17 protein-coding genes and 1 tRNA gene are annotated in these 17,542 nt (G+C 31.8%); 3 read left to right on the top strand and 15 right to left on the bottom strand.

Annotation, left to right across the window (positions count from 1 at the left end; genetic code table 11):
* Positions 1-175: 175 nt before the first annotated feature.
* The 8 genes from ric to FVF61_RS09420 all read right to left on the bottom strand — a co-directional run bounded on the left by ric (position 176) and on the right by FVF61_RS09420 (position 8,298).
* Entirely contained in the window at positions 176-907 is a 732-nt protein-coding gene (gene ric / locus FVF61_RS09455) for an iron-sulfur cluster repair di-iron protein (protein ID WP_148455658.1), read from the bottom strand.
* 48 nt (positions 908-955) lie between these two features.
* Positions 956-1,390, bottom strand: coding sequence for an RrF2 family transcriptional regulator (locus FVF61_RS09450; RefSeq protein ID WP_148455656.1), 435 nt, complete (start codon positions 1,388-1,390; stop codon positions 956-958).
* A gap of 133 nt (positions 1,391-1,523) precedes the next feature.
* Positions 1,524-2,732, bottom strand: a complete 1,209-nt coding sequence (locus FVF61_RS09445; protein WP_148455654.1) for a threonine aldolase family protein — start codon at positions 2,730-2,732, stop codon at positions 1,524-1,526.
* A 49-nt stretch (positions 2,733-2,781) separates the two neighbouring features.
* Complete coding sequence (locus FVF61_RS09440; protein ID WP_148455652.1) at positions 2,782-3,957, bottom strand: DmpA family aminopeptidase; 1,176 nt, start codon at positions 3,955-3,957, stop codon at positions 2,782-2,784.
* Between the two features lie 117 nt (positions 3,958-4,074).
* Complete coding sequence (locus FVF61_RS09435; RefSeq protein WP_148455650.1) at positions 4,075-5,055, bottom strand: SDR family NAD(P)-dependent oxidoreductase; 981 nt, start codon at positions 5,053-5,055, stop codon at positions 4,075-4,077.
* A 3-nt stretch (positions 5,056-5,058) separates the two neighbouring features.
* The gene (locus tag FVF61_RS09430; protein WP_148455648.1) at positions 5,059-6,309 is read right to left on the bottom strand and encodes a sulfotransferase family protein; all 1,251 of its coding nucleotides are present in this window, start codon (positions 6,307-6,309) and stop codon (positions 5,059-5,061) included.
* Between the two features lies 1 nt (position 6,310).
* Positions 6,311-7,492 carry a DUF1214 domain-containing protein gene (locus tag FVF61_RS09425; RefSeq protein WP_148455646.1) on the bottom strand — a complete coding sequence of 394 codons (1,182 nt, stop codon included), beginning with the start codon at positions 7,490-7,492 and terminating at the stop codon, positions 6,311-6,313.
* A gap of 134 nt (positions 7,493-7,626) precedes the next feature.
* A complete protein-coding gene (locus tag FVF61_RS09420; RefSeq protein WP_148455644.1) occupies positions 7,627-8,298 on the bottom strand; it encodes a hypothetical protein in 672 nt (223 codons plus the stop codon).
* Positions 8,299-8,374: 76 nt separating this feature from the next.
* On the opposite strand from FVF61_RS09420, the gene FVF61_RS09415 reads away from it, so the two are divergent.
* Entirely contained in the window at positions 8,375-9,415 is a 1,041-nt protein-coding gene (locus FVF61_RS09415) for an NAD-dependent epimerase/dehydratase family protein (RefSeq protein ID WP_148455642.1), read from the top strand.
* 87 nt (positions 9,416-9,502) lie between these two features.
* On the opposite strand, the gene FVF61_RS09410 is transcribed toward FVF61_RS09415, so the two are convergent.
* The 7 genes from FVF61_RS09410 to FVF61_RS09380 form a co-directional block, all read right to left on the bottom strand.
* Positions 9,503-10,285, bottom strand: coding sequence for an alpha/beta hydrolase (locus FVF61_RS09410; RefSeq protein ID WP_158635205.1), 783 nt, complete (start codon positions 10,283-10,285; stop codon positions 9,503-9,505).
* A 201-nt stretch (positions 10,286-10,486) separates the two neighbouring features.
* Complete coding sequence (gene scpA / locus FVF61_RS09405) at positions 10,487-12,607, bottom strand: methylmalonyl-CoA mutase (protein WP_148455638.1); 2,121 nt, start codon at positions 12,605-12,607, stop codon at positions 10,487-10,489.
* A gap of 13 nt (positions 12,608-12,620) precedes the next feature.
* Complete coding sequence (locus FVF61_RS09400) at positions 12,621-13,313, bottom strand: hypothetical protein (RefSeq protein WP_148455636.1); 693 nt, start codon at positions 13,311-13,313, stop codon at positions 12,621-12,623.
* 16 nt (positions 13,314-13,329) lie between these two features.
* Positions 13,330-14,682 (bottom strand): methylmalonyl-CoA mutase subunit beta, encoded by a 1,353-nt coding sequence (locus tag FVF61_RS09395; protein ID WP_148455634.1) that lies wholly within the window; start codon positions 14,680-14,682, stop codon positions 13,330-13,332.
* Complete coding sequence (locus FVF61_RS09390) at positions 14,672-15,001, bottom strand: FtsB family cell division protein (RefSeq protein WP_148455632.1); 330 nt, start codon at positions 14,999-15,001, stop codon at positions 14,672-14,674. The genes FVF61_RS09395 and FVF61_RS09390 overlap by 11 nt, the downstream gene beginning before the upstream one ends.
* Positions 15,001-15,609, bottom strand: a complete 609-nt coding sequence (gene udk, locus FVF61_RS09385) for a uridine kinase (RefSeq protein WP_148455630.1) — start codon at positions 15,607-15,609, stop codon at positions 15,001-15,003. Before udk ends, FVF61_RS09390 begins: the two co-directional genes overlap by 1 nt.
* An 81-nt stretch (positions 15,610-15,690) precedes the next feature.
* On the bottom strand, positions 15,691-16,797 hold the full coding sequence (locus FVF61_RS09380) for a PQQ-dependent sugar dehydrogenase (protein ID WP_148455628.1): 1,107 nt from the start codon (positions 16,795-16,797) through the stop codon (positions 15,691-15,693).
* 96 nt (positions 16,798-16,893) lie between these two features.
* Here FVF61_RS09380 and FVF61_RS09375 point away from each other — a divergent pair.
* Together FVF61_RS09375 and FVF61_RS09370 are read left to right on the top strand one after the other, a co-directional pair.
* Positions 16,894-16,968 (top strand) — tRNA-Pro (locus tag FVF61_RS09375).
* A gap of 145 nt (positions 16,969-17,113) precedes the next feature.
* Positions 17,114-17,542, top strand: a complete 429-nt coding sequence (locus FVF61_RS09370) for an FKBP-type peptidyl-prolyl cis-trans isomerase (RefSeq protein ID WP_148455626.1) — start codon at positions 17,114-17,116, stop codon at positions 17,540-17,542.

Below are 17,542 nucleotides of genomic sequence, written 5' to 3'. Positions count from 1 at the left end.
GAAGTGTTTTAAAAACAACTATTACTAACCAAAAACTTAATTCCCTTATAGAGGGTATGATTTTATTTATAATTTGAGGATTTCTCCTGTTTTAAATTTTTAAAATCAGGGAACCTTAGGGGAGAGATTCCCTGATTACTACAATAAAGAAAATATCATTTGCTATTAATCATTCTTAAAGAAAAGCTTTTTCTAATTTAGCTGCTTCAGGGAATAATATGTTATTTTCTAAATGGATATGTAGATGTAAATCTTTTTCAAACTCGTCCAACATGGCAAACGTAACTCTATAGGTGTTACAAGCGTCAGCTGGTGGATTGTAATTATCTGTTAATTTAGCAATTTGTCTAAAACGTTCGCCTTCATTATCGTGTTCTTGCATCATCATGGCAATAGGATTTTTTACAGATCCAAATTGTGGTGCTAAAATAGCTCCATGATCTATTTTAGCTTTTACCATCTTTTTAATGAAAGGGAATAATATTAATTCCTCTTTTTTCATATGTGAAGCTAATTCGCCAGCCGATGCAGTAAATAACTCATTGATTTTTAATAATTCTGGATGTCTTTCTCCATGAACTCTACAAAGTTTATCTAAAAACTGACGTATTACAGGAATCTTTTCTTCCACATATCTGTGGTGTTTTTTCTCAATGTATTCAGCCAGTAGGTCTAATGGCCACGATTTATAATCTATGGATTGATTTGTATTTGTAGATAACGCTTTGCTTAATTCATTAAGAAGCTGATTGCTATCAATTTCATTTTTAGCACAAACTTCTTCAATCGTTCTGTGACCTTTACAACAAAAGTCAATTCCGTATTTTGAAAATACTGCTGCTGTTCTGTAATTTTGAGCAACAAATTCTCCTATTTGCTTTTGTGTTTCTTTACTTAATGTTTCCATAATTACTAATTATTCGGATAGTTTTATCCTATTTCTATTCAAATTTTTTTATGTCTTCAAAAATGCTACACCAGATTTAATATCTAATGCTAATTCTTCTAAATTGGTACTTTCTAGCATATGTTTTAATTCGTCTCTTACCGCTTTAAACTTATCATGTACTGGACAAGGATGCTCTTCATCGCAAGTATGTAAACCTAAACCACAACCTTTGTATATACTGTCTCCATCAATAGCATTTACAATTTGAGATAATTTAATAGATGAAATAGCATATTTATCAATTTCAAAACCACCATGTGCTCCTTTGGTAGAGTTAATAATGTTATGTCTAGCTAAATCTTGTAATATTTTGGCTGTAAAAGCTTCTGGTGAATTTATTTCTTTAGCAATAGCTTTTAGGCTAACTCTCTTATTTTCGTAGGAGTTTAGCGCAATAAATATTGACGCTTTTATACCATATTCGCATGCTTTAGAAAACATATATTCGTTTTAATTATGGAACAAATGTAAAACATATTTTTAATACGGACAAATTTATCCGAATTAAAATAATGTTAAATTTATTTTTTGTAAAAGAGTAGGTTATATGCAGAAAATAATGAATTATTTAAGATTAATTTCGTGCTTTAATAATACTTTGTTTCCAAGCTTGAATGATATCTTGAATATCCCTTGATAATAAACTCTCATTTACAGCAAATCTTGTTATACCATCTTGATTAGCTGAGCTTATCCAAATGTAATGTTCTTTATATAAAATGGATTCTAGCTTTTCGGAATTAATGTTTTTAGATAATTTTAAATCATAAAGATTCGTTCCATTTTCAATTTTTGTAATAGAAATGCCATCTATTTTATTTAATTCTGGAATTAAAATGCTTGTGATTTCTTTAACTTGTTTTAATTTCTCTTCAATAGTCTGTAAATAGTGTAAAGCAACTGAAGTGTTAGGCCATGTTTTATAAGCTGCTCCACCATGAATCTTTATTTGATGTGCCACTTGATCTATAATTTCTGCATCTCCACAAAGGATTGCTCCTCCAGCTGCATTTAAATATTTATAAAGAGAAATATAAACCGTATCAAAATATGAAGCATACTCTAAAACAGATACGTTTGTAAATGCAGATGCAATATGTAATCTTGCTCCATCTAAATGCATTTTATAACCTTTTTGCTTACAATAATTAGATATTTTCTGAATTGTTTCAATAGGAACTGCTATTCCGTTTGCACGACGGATTGGATTTTCAATAACAACTGTGCCTAATCCACTTTTAAAAACTTCATTATTATTAGTTTCTTTGATGGTTTTTTCTAATTCTGAAAGATTAAAATAGGCATTGTCAGTTTCAACAGGAATCAGCCTTTTATTGAAAACACTTTGTGCTGCATCTGCTTCGTCTCTATATACATGTGAGTTTTCTGGAACAATTACTTTGGTATTATTTCCATTGAGTAAATAAATAGCAATCTGGTTCGCCATAGTACCAGTAGGAAGATAGATCGCTTTTTCTTTACCAGTTATTTTAGCAAAGGATTTCTCTAATAATTCCGTTTCACCACCACTACCATAGAAATCTTTTGAAATGGGATTTGATAGGTTTATTTCGGTTAATTTTTCTATATATTCTTGTGGCGAAAAATTAAAGCCATCAAAAATAAAATTTACAATTGGTTGATTTTTATTAGATATTATTGGTTTGTCTTTTATAGATGAAAAAGCATTTATACTTGCAGTGGGCATTAAAAAAGGGATTGTAGATAAGCCACATGTTTTTAAAAACTCTCTTCGATTATTGCATTTTTTGTTTTTTTTCATTTTTAAATTTTAAACGTTTTTAAAACCATAGTAATTGTTATTTGATTAATCATGGCTCGATACGATTATACTTTTTAAGTGTTTCAATAAGTAAATCGTGTGGTAGTGCGTAGGCTTTATTACCATTAATACCTTCCATGGTTTCTGCAGCAATCATGGCATTAATAATGGCTTCTTCAACTGCTTGAACAGTTGCATCGAATACTGGAAATAATTGATCGTTTGGATAGGTTTCAACTTCAACTACATCGTCTCTGTTAAAAGCTTGTTCATTTGCAGTTGAGAAAGCAATAAAGATGTCGCCAGATCCATTACTGCCACGTCCTCCAACAATTCCCACACCTAAAGGGATGCGTTGTGCCACTCTTTTTAATTGATGAGGTAGAAGAGGCGCATCGGTTGCTAAAACTATTATTATTGAACCATCACCTTCCTGACGTCTGGATTTAGGTGGTGCATTATATTTATAGTTTAAAGTATCTTTAAGTTCTTCTCCAACAGGAACACCTGCAATGGTTAAGTTCTTCTTAGCTCCAAAATTAGATTGTACTAAAACTCCAATAGTATATTCATTTGGTCCGGCTTTAATAACTCTAGACGAAGTGCCTGTTCCACCTTTAAAACCCAAACACATCATTCCTGTTCCACCACCAACATTGCCTTCAGCTATTTTGCCAGTTTTAGCGTCGTTAATTGCTTCTAAAACATGTTCTTCTTTGACGTGAAATCCATAAATATCGTTTAAAAAGCCATCATAAGTTTCGCCAACAACAGGATAGGTATACCACCAATCTTCTCCTCGATACCAATCTGTATCGACATACCATTTTAAAACAGCATCTCTTACAACACCAACACTATTGGTATTGGTAATCATAATTGGTGTCTCTAGAAAACCAGATTCTGTCACCCAAGTGGTACCTGTCATTTCACCATTGCCATTTAAACTATACCAATTAGCATAAACAGGACTGAATTTTTTAACTTTTCCTCTTGGAAAAATCGCTGTGACACCTGTTCTTATAGGTCCTTCGTCAAGAATGTTTTTACCTATTCCAGAAATAATGGTACTGTAACCCACTTCAACACCTTTTACATCTGTAATGGCATTATATATTCCAGGAGTTCCATTAAACGGAATACCTATATCTCTGGCTCTTGGCTTTTGTCCGTAAGTTTGATAGCAAAATAGTAAGATTGTGAAAATTATGAAGACTCTTTTCATTTGATTAGTTTTTGGTCAGGTTAAAAGAATAAGTAACTAAGATAGTGAAAATTAGAGTTGTTTTAGACTGTTAATTTAGATCAAACTTAATTTGGTTAAGTTTAATTACTTTTTAATTTAAACATGCTCTTTTAACAAATTTTCTGTCATTTCCCATAATCGTTTTCCATTTTCAGGATTTGATGCATTGTCGTCTACGTCTCTTTTGCTCATTAAAAATAAATAATCTTTATTCTTGCCTTCCACATCTTTTGACGTTGTTAAATATACTACTGGTTCTGCTGCCTTTTCAGGAGAACTAAAAAATAATTTAAAAACTAATTTCATTGCAGGCTGAACCAATTTTGGGGCTTCACGTGCAATGTTGGAATTTATCGGTCCTGGACATAAAGCAAATACGGAATAATTTACTTTTTCTTTATTCAATCGTCTTTCTAATTCTTGTGCAAATGTGGTTAGTAATAATTTATAATAGCCATAACGTTCAACGGTTTTAGCCATTTTATGTTCTTGGAATTTCCCAAAAGTATCCCATTCAAAAGCTTTCGGGTTGCGATGACTTTCAGAAGATATAAAAATAATCTTTGGAATTGAATTGCTTTCTGTGTTGAAACAATCTTCATTTAATAAGCCATTTACCAAGACAAATTTTGATAGATAATTGACTGTAAGCATTTCATCTAATCCAATAGCAGTTTTTCTAGCTTCATTTACAACAATAGCTGCATTGCAAATCAGTACATCAATCTTTCCAATTTTCGATTTGACTTCTGAAATTAAGTTTTTTATAGAATTGAAATCTGATAAATCAACAGATAACATTTTAATTTTATTACTTCCTGAAGCTTTCATAACTTCTTCACCTTTTTCAGGAATACCACTTCTAACAGCCATAATAACTTCGGCATCTAACTTTGCCAATTGCTTGGCTACAGCCAGTCCCAAACCAGAACTTGAACCTGTAATGAGTACTTTTTTTCCGGTTAAATTATCTGAAGTATCTAAACTGCCAACACGTTCTCTTTTTTTAAATAAATCTAAAATTCCACTAACAGTTGCTTGTAATGGACTATCATATTTTTTAGTTTTTTTACTCATTTGTTACTGTTCTAATGTTTGTTGAAATGTTTGATATTCCTTTGTAAACTCACTTATGTACGTTTCATCTATACCAAAATCTTCTAAATTATATTTGTGAATGCCATATTTTCCTTTTGGATTTTCATTATTTGATTTTTCAAGAATGTTTTTTAATTCTGGTGAAATAATCTCATCTCGATCAGCATAAATTTTTTTAATAGCAACTAAAGAATCTTTTACTAATGCGTTATATGAAATATCAGTAAATATAATATCAGCCTCGATTTTAGTTCTGTAATCCAGTGCTTTTTGTAGCATATAACCGTTTTTCCGAACCCAATGTTTTGCCACTTCAATTTGTTTAACCTCTTTACTAAATAAAATTCGAGAATAAGAAACCATGCTTAAAAAAGATGGAATACATTCTTGAACGTTTCTATGTGTCCAGATAAATTGAACATCTCCAAAATGCTTTTTTACCATGGGTAAAAATTCTAAATGATGAGGGGTTTTCAATACCCAACGTTTCGCAGGTCTTTGCCATTGTAGTAATTTTAGCAATTTCACCATATATTCATAAGCTGGTGATTGATCTGTTTTTTCTAACCAAGCAGCATACGTTGGTACATTCATGGTTGCTTCAGTAGTGGTGCTTAAGAAAGAAACATCTAACAATAGAACATCTTCTTCGGGAGCTTCAGATTCAAGTGGATGAATAGCAAAAAATCCAGGAGACATGTGTTTCAGGGCTTTGACACTTGTTTGGGCAATTTTAAGGCGTTCTTTTCCCGTTTTATCATCTCCTTTTAATGGAGCTGGATTTAAAGCTTCCCAACTTAAAAGGGCACGATTGTCTGGATCTGCAGCCAACAAACGTTGTAATTTTGTGGTTCCTGTACGTTGTAACCCAACAATAACCATACATGGATATAATTCCTGTTCTAAAATTTCAGGATATTTTTTGAAATAGTCTTCTGCTCTTAAGCGAACAGCCAATAAATTAATAATGCGTTGTCTTGCAATAAACTGTCCTATTGGATGTAATTTTGCTTCTTCATTAATGGATTTCAGCATGACTTTAAGAGGTTCTTCCCAGAAATTTCCAAAATCTGATAATCCTGTGGCTTTGATTGCTGCTTTTTTTAGACTTTCAATTTCTAAAGTTGACTTGGTTCCTAAAGCATAGGTTTTCAACCAAACACTATTTAGCAGATTAAACCAACCAGGTTGTTTATTATAATCACTCGAAGAGTATGTAGTTCCTGCTTTCATGTTATATTAAACTATCCCATTTTACGACTTCGCAAGTTGGTTGTATTTCTGTTCCTTCTTTTTCTAATCGATACCATCTCCAACACATGGTTCCTTCTAAATGATCGCACGTATTTAACCAATTTTTTAATCCAGGATTTTTATGTGCCACAATAACTTTTATACTTCCATCTGCTTCATATTCTGCAGTACCTTTGCTAATGCAAATGGTGTGGTAACGATAATCTAAAGATTCCATCCAATAATTATTAAGCTGAAAATTCCAGCTATCGCAAGCTGGTGGCTTTACAGTAATTATCAATGCTTCATCTTCTTTTAAATTCCAATAACTATGATAATAAATAATATTAGCATCACCTCCAGCAGCATTCGATACTTTTGGGTCGAATTGTGGTAAGGTGTTGGGGTGTTTTTTAAATCCTTTAGCCCAACGTGTAAACAGAATAGGAGCTCCAGCAACAAGCATGGCTGCCATTTTTAATCCTTCGTCTATCAATTTAGGTGTTATGGCATCTGGTGATTTCTTTCCATTTAGGTTTTCAATAGTAATTTCTGCAGGAATTTCTTTAAAGCGATTTAAAAACGTCTGACGTACCATAACCATACCAGTTTCGTCTTCAATTTTTAGCCAGTTTTTGCCTTTTCTTTCTTTGCTTAAAATAATTTCAAAACTCCCATCAGTTTCTAAAATCAGGTCTTTTCCTTCTAACGTTCCACAAGGAGATAAACCTCCTGTTGTTCCATAATTTCCATTCTGTGTAAAAAAACCAATATAATGTGCTGTGTTTCTTTTTCCAGAAATTTTATATTCAAAGTCACCACTAATTTGTGCATTGAAATAATAATTATCCGGATTATCGGCACCCATTTTTACAGTTTCATGCACCATTCTTTTAAAAATAGGAAAAGAAGGATCGGCATATTCCACAAAGGCTTCTAATGAAACTCGTGTTAAACGTGTTAAATAACGAATGCCTTCTGCTTGAGAAAGCGCATCTTGAGGTGTTCCTGGAGCTTTTAAATTAGTTCCTGCTAGCTTTATTTGGTTGCAAAACTCATCCCAAGATTTTCCTGAAACAATGCGTTCATTATAAATATCATCTTCTGTTTTTCCAAAAAGTGATAATCTAATAGATCTTAAAAATTTCGAAATATTTAAAAAAGCAAAAAGGAGTTTACGCATTGTATGAAATTAAAGTATTTTTTAATATTCTTAAAAGTAAAGGAATTTTATGAATATGATTATAAATTAAAAGTCAAAGCCATTATTTGGAGTCTTAAAATCCTTTTCAAGATGTTTGAACACAAAAGTAAGGACTAACTTTTTATATGATATTCAGCAGTTAAATAGGTTTCAATCGTTCCATAATCTAAAAAAGATTTCGTGTCTGTATAAACCGAAATCATATTTGGAATCATTTTAAGCGAGCCTCCAAAAAACTTTATAGGATTTATTAATTCAGCTTTGGTGTTACAATGTTCTTCAACAATACCATCCCAGTTTTCTAAATTACTGGAACCTTTTTCATCAACCACATTTCTATTATAGTGGGTTAAAGGATGAATTTTTAAGGAAAGTGGTGTATGACTGTTATGCCAACGATCAATAAATGTGTTGTATTCAATCGATTTTTTTTGATTGAAGAGCGTTAACAAACAGATACCTGGAGTTACTTTTCCATCATCCCAATCTTTATTGTAAGCTACAGGAAGTGATTCGGTGACTTCAAAAACTCCAGCAAATCCTTTGGCATGTAGCAATTCGGTAAAATATTTTTTTTCAGAACTTTTTATAGTTACAGAAGCAACTTTATCTTTTTTAAAAGGAATGATAGATATGGTAGGTGGAGGTGTTTCGGTTAAAACAACTTTAGCCAAAAGAGTTGGATTTTTTTCGACTAATTGATTTACTGACTGAAGTACATAGTTTTTAAAATCTTTATAACTCTCTTTTTTTCCACCTCTTATTAAGTATATAGTTTTTGTCATTTTCAAAATCAATTATTATGACTAATTTAGTTGCTTGTATCTAAGAGCAAGATACTAATAAATTGATGAAAAGCATATGGAAAATAAGCAACCACATATATTTTTAACAGGAGGCTCTGGCTTTATAGGAAGTAGAATTGTAGAAGAATTGTTAGCTGAAGATTCTCCTTTAAAGCCATCAAAAATTACTGTTTTTGATATTAAAGCTTATCAAGGTGTTGAAAGTGAGCTTATTCATTTTGTTCAAGGTTCTGTTTGTGATTATGAAGCTGTTGAAACATCTAGTAAAGATGCTGATCTTGTTATTCATACGGCTGCCATTATTGATTGGGGAACTAAAACGAAAGATGAGGTGTTACATATTAATGTGGATGGCACTAAAAACATCATAAAAGCTTGTAAAACAAACAATATCAATTATTTGGTCTATACAAGTTCTTTAGATGCTGTTTTTACTGGTTTTCCTTTGGTTGATATTGATGAAACTCAACCTTATCCTGAAACACATCATACGGTCTATTGCGAATCTAAAAAACTAGCAGAATTAGCAGTTTTAGAAGCACATTCATCCATGCTTAAGACTTGTATTTTAAGACCTTCAGATGTGTATGGTGAAGCTGATCCGTATCATATGGATCCATTAATTGATATGGCAAAAAGTGGTTTTTATGTGCGTTTAGGAAATGGAACCTCTACATGCCAGCATGTTTATGTTGGGAACATGGCTTATGCACATGTATTAGCCGCAAATGCTTTGTTGACTGGGAACCAAAAAATTGAGAACGAAGTTTATTTTATTACGGATGATACAGGACATAATTTCTTTCATTTTTTTGATAATATCGTTAAAGGTGCTGGTTATAAGATTTTCCCAAAAAATGCATGGATACCTAAAAGGCTTGCATATGCTATTGGAAGTCTATCTGAAGGCGTCGCTGTTTTATTTCGACCAATAAAACATTATAATCCAAAATTTAGTCGGTTTGCTGTAACTTATACCTGTACGGATTTTACGTTTTCTTCAAAGAAAGCATTGCACGATTTTAATTTTCGACCAAAATATGCAACTGAAGAGGCTCTTAAGAGAACAATTGGGTTTTATTCTAAAAGGAAATAAGGTTTTGAGGTTAGAATCGCAAAGAAAAGTCTCTTATCGAAATATCTTATTGTATTTAATTATCCATTGTATTGCATCCATTTTAAATTAATTAGGAAGAACGTGTCCAGAATCAAAATAGATTAATTCTTTTTTTGTTTCAGGAACATTCTTAAAAAAGGATGAAACCTCTTTTTCAGTATAAAAGAAATCTTTTTTACCCATTAACAATAGAATTGGGGATTTCTGAAAAATTGAATAATTAGATGGAGTTACATCTGAAAGCTCTTTCGTTAATTGTTTGGACCAATTAAATTCCTTTAATTCTTTTTCAGGATGATTTAAAGGAGGAACACATACTACGATGCATGAGATGCGATTGTCAGTTGCATTTAATAAAATAGCAAGAGCTCCTCCCATACTATATCCAATGACTCCAAATTTCAAATCTGGATTTTCAAATCTAAATTGTAAATAATCAATAATGATTCTAATATCTTTTACTGTAGAAGTCATTAATGTTTCAAAGTGTTTAGCATCTGCTTCATTCTTTGAAAGCATAGGTGGAAGTTTTTCAGCAGGACGAAAATCTAATTCATAACTTCTTTCTCCATGATATTTGGCATCTGGAATAATTAAATTATACCCAAGTGAAATAAGAGAATCTTTTATAGTCTTTAAATTTTCACTCCATTCTAAATATGGTTTAGATGGATAAACCCAATCCTTTTTAGAGCCACCTAATCCATGTAGTAAGATAATATAGTTTTTTGTATTAATTCTTTTATTTATGAAGTGGTAGAATGGTATTTTAGAATCAAAGCCATTAATGGTTATTTTTTCAAAAACAGTTACAGAGTCAATTTGCTGACTTTGAACAATATTAGCCAAATTGATTGATTTTTCATTATAATTAAAAACATTAGTATTTATCTGTGAATTTATTTGACTAATAATAATAAAAAATAGCAGAAATGTGGGTACGTACTTCATTACTTCAATTACTTATTTAATCACAACTTACTGTATCAAGTCAATTAAGTTGTTAAATATATAATATTCAAAATATTAAGAATCTTTAGTCTCTTTATTCTAATCAATCAAAATCTCCAAAATCTGTATCGCAGCATCACTAATTTTAGTTCCAGGGCCAAATACAGCCATAGCTCCAGCATCAAATAAATATTGGTAATCCTGTTTCGGGATAACACCTCCAACAACCACCATAATATCGTCTCTGCCATATTTTTTAAGTTCTTCGATAACTTGTGGAACCAAGGTTTTATGTCCAGCAGCTAAAGAAGAAACACCTAGAATATGCACATCATTTTCTACTGCTTGTTTTGCTGCTTCTTGTGGTGTTTGGAAAAGTGGTCCAATATCCACATCAAAGCCAACATCTGCATAACCAGTAGCAACCACTTTGGCTCCACGATCATGACCATCTTGTCCCATTTTGGCAATCATGATACGTGGTCTTCTGCCATCTTGTTCAGCAAACTTATCTGCTAATTCTTTAGCCTTATTAAAAGAGGCATCATCTTTTATTTCTTTACTATACACACCAGAAAAAGATTTAATTTGTGCTTTATAACGTCCGAAAACAGTTTCTAAAGCATCGCTTATTTCACCAAGAGTTGCTCTTTCACGAGCAGCTTCAACAGCTAAAGCTAATAAATTTTCTTGTCCTGATTGGGCAGCAGCTGTTAAATTAGCTAAAGCTTTTTGTACTTTATCAGAATTTCTTTCAGCTTTAATTTTTGTTAATAGTTCTATTTGCTGATTTCTTACTGTTTGATTATCGACTTCTAAAGTAGAAATAGGGTCTTCTTGATCTAATCTATATTTATTAACACCAACTATAATATCTTCACCAGAATCTATTCTGGCTTGTTTTCTTGCAGCAGCTTCTTCTATTCGTAATTTTGGGATGCCAGCTTCAATGGCTTTTGTCATACCCCCAAGTTCTTCAACTTCTTCAATTAATTCCCAAGCTTTTCTTGCAATGTCATCTGTTAGTTTTTCAACATAAAAACTTCCAGCCCAAGGGTCAACCGTTTTCGTAATCTTAGTTTCTTCTTGAAGATAGATTTGTGTATTTCTAGCAATTCTTGCAGAAAAATCTGTAGGTAGCGCAATGGCTTCATCTAAAGCATTTGTGTGTAAAGATTGCGTGCCACCAAAAGCAGCAGCAGCAGCTTCTATACAGGTTCGCGCTACATTATTAAAAGGGTCTTGCTCTGTTAAACTCCATCCAGAAGTTTGACAATGGGTTCTTAAAGCTAACGATTTTTTGTCTTTCGGATTAAAATGTTTCACCATTTTTGCCCATAGCATTCTGGCAGCTCTCATTTTAGCAATTTCCATAAAATGATTCATGCCAATAGCCCAAAAGAATGATAATCTAGGAGCAAAGGTATCGATGTCCATTCCAGCATCTAAGCCTTTTTTTATGTATTCTAAACCATCTGCAAGTGTGTAAGCTAATTCAATATCGCAAGTGGCTCCAGCTTCTTGCATGTGGTATCCAGAAATACTGATACTATTGAATTTTGGCATGTTCTTGCTAGTGTATTCAAAAATATCTGAAATAATTTTCATAGATGGCGTAGGAGGATAGATGTAAGTGTTACGTACCATAAACTCCTTTAAAATATCATTTTGAATAGTTCCAGCTAGTTGTTCAGGAGAAACTCCTTGCTCTTCAGCAGCCACAATATAAAATGCCATTATTGGTAGTACAGCTCCATTCATGGTCATGGAAACAGACATTTTATCCAGAGGAATCTGATCAAAAAGGATTTTCATGTCTTCAACAGAATCGATTGCAACTCCTGCTTTTCCAACATCTCCAAACACACGTTCGTGATCTGAATCGTATCCTCTATGCGTCGCTAAATCGAAAGCTACGGACAAGCCTTTTTGTCCAGCAGCTAAATTCCGTCTGTAAAAAGCATTGCTATCTTCAGCAGTTGAAAACCCAGCATATTGACGAATAGTCCAAGGTCTACGAACATACATGGTACTATATGGTCCACGAAGATATGGAGAGATTCCTGCAACAAAGTTTAGATGTTCAAGGTTGTTTAAATCTTCTTTTGAGTAAGTAGATTTTACATCGATATCTTCGGCAGTTTTAAAGATTTTATTATCTTTTTCCTCTTGCCTTTTACTTTCTTGAAGGATTATATTTTGAATGTTTTTTCTTGACATATTATTGCTTAGTCTATTCTTGAGATTCTTTCTGTTCTATTTTAACTGCATTTTCTTGGTTGACTTTTGCTGCATTTATAGCTGGTAAATTTTTTATTTTATTGTTTAATGTAGATCCAGTTCTTTCAGTAATAGTTGCAGGGTCTACATTAAATAGTTTTGCATAAAATAAATCTAATGCAATATAGGTTGCCATATATCTGTCTTCATGTGCATTTTTAACATGTGCTTTTAATGGAGCACCAAAAAGCTCAGGACTCATACTATTTGTAGATACTAAAGCATTAAATGTTGTTTGTAAACCTTCAACCTTAAAATTACTTGAAAGACAGGTGAAAATATCTGCATTGTAGTTGATGCTATTATCTTCATTCCAAAGGTATTTATCTTGTTTTAAAGATTCAAAAACCTCCATTGTATGAGGTGAAACAAATTCTTCATATTTTGCTCTATTAGCTATAGCATCTCTGAAATAAAATGAATGAGCTCTCCTTATATTTTTATTTTTTTCATCGTAATACAAAGCAATATCATCTTCAAATGAAAGAAGTGCTTCAACATATAATTTGGTGTCTAAGTTTTCGCAGATTAAAATATTTTCTTCATTTGCAAACTTAAAATTTTCAAATTCTGTTGACTCTTTTTTACAGTTAAAAAGAGTTAGACTTAATGCAATAAAAGTAATTTTAAGGTTTAATTTGCTCATAATTTTTATTTGAGATTTATTCAGTTTTTAATCTATTTTGTTCTGTAGTTTCAGCTAGTCTTTTTTCAATAATTGGTTCAACTAGAGTCTTTCTTGGGTTTGTTTTGACAAAAGGATAAAGTTCTAATTCATGTTTCATTTTATCATTAGGATTTGGATGCTTATTGGTCCCTAATAAAACTTCTTCGCCAAAATTGAATTGAGTTTGTTCAGTTTCGGCGCTTTCTTTTATTTTTCTTTGAATAATGCCTTCTTTCAATTGTTTTAAAAAGCCGCCATTTCTTTCAATATCTTTAAATAATTCCAATGCTTTTTCAGCTAATTGCTGTGTAAGACTTTCGATATAATAAGTTCCATCTGAAGGATTATTAACTTTATCGAAATAGCTTTCATGCTTTAAAACCAAAAGTTGATTTCTAGAAATTCGATTTCCAAATTCGTTAGATTTATGATAAATAGCATCGTAAGCTAGATTGTTAATGGTATTCGCTCCACCTAAAATTGCACTCATACATTCTGTTGTTGTACGAAGCAAATTGGTGTTATAATCGTATAATGTTTTATTGCGTTTGGTTGGAGTAGCAAAAATATGACAGTCTGAAGTGATGTTATATTCAGAAGCTAAAGTCTTCCAAAGTAAACGTAAAGCTCTAAGTTTAGCTATTTCAAAGAAGTAATTTGTACCAACTGAAACATTAAAAATTACATGAATTGATTCCTTGTTGTCTACATGATTTAAATATTCATTTGATTGGGCTAAAGCATAAGCCAACTGCTGAATGATAGTTGCTCCAGCATTTTGGAATAAAGATAAATCAACACTAAAAGTTGAAGTTTCTTTAATTATAGTATCAAAATGTTGATGATCTGCTTCAAGTGATGTAAACCAGTTTCCAGTTCTAGCCAGATTGCCAATAATGTCTGTATTGATGTAGATTTTAGCTTCAAAGGGAAATTGTGCAAGTGTTTTGGCAAATTTAGAATCTAAAAATTTAAGTTCAAAATATAAAGAATTAGCATAAGCATCGATACCTTTTAAAAGCGTGTTTAATGAAACATCTTTTGAAGGAATAATAAATTTAATACTTTGTGCGCCTCTACTTAAAAATTCTTTTGCATAGTGATTCGATTTTTTAACATCTGAAACAAAAATGGTATCGCAAATATGCCATTGCGTAGCTTGAGATGATGATACGTTTGGTAAAGAAGAGAATTCATCTGCATGATAAAAAGGTTTTACATCAATACCTTCGTTTGTTTTCCAAATAAGGGTTTCGTTATAATCGGCACCTTTTAAATCGGCTTGAATTTTTTGTTTCCATTCTTTAGATGAAACGTCGCTAAATTCTTCAAATAGTTTATTTTTCATTTTCTTTCACTTTAGCTATGCTATCTTCATATTCAATAATGTAAATGTCTTCATTTTCTTTCTTCATATAATATTTTTCTCTAGCAAGTTTTTCAATACCTTCTTCTGTACTTAACTCTTTTATAGCTTTTTTATCTTTTATGATTTCGTTTTTGTAAAAATCCTTTTCATCTTCTAGCTCGTCAATATCTGAATTTAATTCATTGTGTATAAGCCAGGAATTAGCATCAAAAAAAATCATCCAAACAGCAAATACAACTAATATTAAAACAAAGATGTTTCTAAAAGGTTTTAGGTATTTGTTTCTACTTTTAGCCATTATGCCAAGCGTTGATTAATAATAGTCTTAACGATATCCACAGCTACTGTATTATACTTATTGTTAGGAATAATAATATCTGCATATTCCTTCATGGGTTCAATAAATTGTTGGTGCATAGGCTTTAACGTGTTTTGGTATCGAGAAAGAACTTCTTCAATATCTCTTCCACGTTCTGTAATATCTCTTTTTAAACGACGAATTAATCTTTCATCACTATCTGCATGTACAAATATTTTAATATCGAACATCTCTCTTAATTCTGGATTTGTTAGAATTAAAATACCTTCAACAATCATTACTTTTCTTGGATGTGTTAAAATTGTATCTCCAGTTCTGTTATGTTTTATAAAAGAATAAACAGGTTGATGAATGTCGTTTCCTTTTCTTAATTCTTTTAAATGAGATTCTAGTAATACGAAATCGATAGACCTTGGATGGTCGAAATTTATCTTTACACGCTCATCGAAGCTTAAATGAGATGTGTCTTTATAATAAGAATCTTGTGAAATAACGCCAACTTCACCTTCAGGCAATTGATCTAAAATTTGATTTACAACCGTAGTTTTTCCACATCCAGTTCCACCAGCAATACCAATAATTAGCATGAATTAATATTTAAATTTAAGCACAAATTTAGTTATTTACATTGGGAAATACGAGAGGTATTATTGAAACTTATAAAACCATTATTTTTCAGGTATTAGCTTTACAATACCTAATTTTTCTATTCCAACATATATATAACCATCAGGACCTTGTTCTAGAGAACGAACTCTGCCAAGACCTTCAAGTAATTTTTCTTCTTTAATTACCTTGTTATCTTTTAAAATACATCTGCTAACATATTCAAATTTTAAAGATCCAACCAGCAAGTTGCCTTTCCATCCAGTATAAATGTCGCTAGAGATAAAAGCCATACCGCTTGGTGCAATTGAAGGTACCCAATAATGAATTGGAGACTCCATGCCGGGTAGTTCTTTATTATCAGTAATTTTAGTTCCTATATAATTAACACCATATGTTACTAAAGGCCAGCCATAGTTTTTACCTGATTTAATAATGTTTATTTCATCTCCTCCTTTTGGACCATGCTCATGAGTCCAGATTTCACCAGTTTCTGGATGTTTTTTCATGCCTTGAGGATTTCTGTGGCCTAAAGAAAAAATAGCAGTCTTGGTATTAGAAATATTGTAAAAAGGGTTATCTGTTGGAATTTTGCCATCATCATGTAATCTATAGACTTTACCACAATCTTTTGAAATATCTTGTGGGTTATTATCTCTATCACCACGATCACCAATAGTGAAAAATAAATATCCATCTTTATCAAATGCAATTCTAGACCCAAAATGCTGTCCTTTAGTGCTATTTGGTGATGCTTTATATATCAACGCTTTATTTACAAGTAGGTTGTTTTCTATTTTTGCCCTCATTATAGCCGTATTGCAACCTTCTTCTTCTCCTTCAGGCGATGCGTAAGAAAAGTATATCCAACCATTGTTTTTATAATCTGGATGAATCTCTATATCCATAAAACCACCTTGGCCACGGATTTCTATATCTGGTAGTCCTTGAATAAGTGTTTTTTTTCCATCTTTAAAATGTATAAGTTCTCCTTTTTTTTCTGTAATTAACATGGAGTTATCTGGAAGAAAAGTAAATCCCCATGGAATATTTAAATCAGGTACAATTATTTGATATGTGTCACTTGATGCCTTTTGTTTTTTTGATTGAGAACAAGCTAAAATACTTATTATAAGCAAAATAATATATTGTGAATATTTTAATTTCATTTAAATAGAGTTTTAAGGTTAAATTTAAAAAATAAAAACTTGTTTGTTGTTAAAGAAAAGCTATATATTTGCACCTCAAAATTTTGATAACTAATTCGGGGTGTAGCGTAGCCCGGTTATCGCGCCGCGTTTGGGACGCGGAGGTCGCAGGTTCGAATCCTGCCACCCCGACTTTAAAAGCTCAACTTTATGTTGGGCTTTTTTTATTTAATACGTTAATGTTATCTTAATTATCAGGTATTTATTCCATAAAAGGTGGATGTTCATTCAATAAATTAATAGTTTTGTACAGATTTAAAAACTAGAAAAATATATTATGAGTCAAGTAAAAGAGAATGATACTGTAAAAGTTCATTACACAGGAAAATTAAGCAATGGACAAGTTTTTGATAGCTCTTTAGAAAGAGAACCTTTAGAGGTAACTCTTGGTCAAGGGATGTTAATTCCTGGATTTGAAAAAGCTATCATTGATATGAAATTAAACGAAAAAAAGACTATAAATATTCCTAAAGTTGAAGCTTATGGTGAAGTAATGAAAGAATTATTTCACGAAGTTAAAAAAGAACAGCTTCCTCAAGATATGGCTCCTGAAGTGGGTATGGGTTTAGCTTCTAAGAATCCAGATGGTTCTGAAAATCAATTTAGAGTAGTGGCTGTAAATGACGACCATATTATAGTAGATGGTAACCATCCGCTTGCTGGTCAGGATCTTACTTTTGATCTTGAATTGGTTGGGATAAAATAA

The sequence above is a fragment of the Xanthomarina maritima genome (assembly GCF_008084905.1).
GTDB lineage: Bacteria > Bacteroidota > Bacteroidia > Flavobacteriales > Flavobacteriaceae > Xanthomarina > Xanthomarina maritima.
This window is presented reverse-complemented; position numbering and strand designations above follow the sequence as displayed.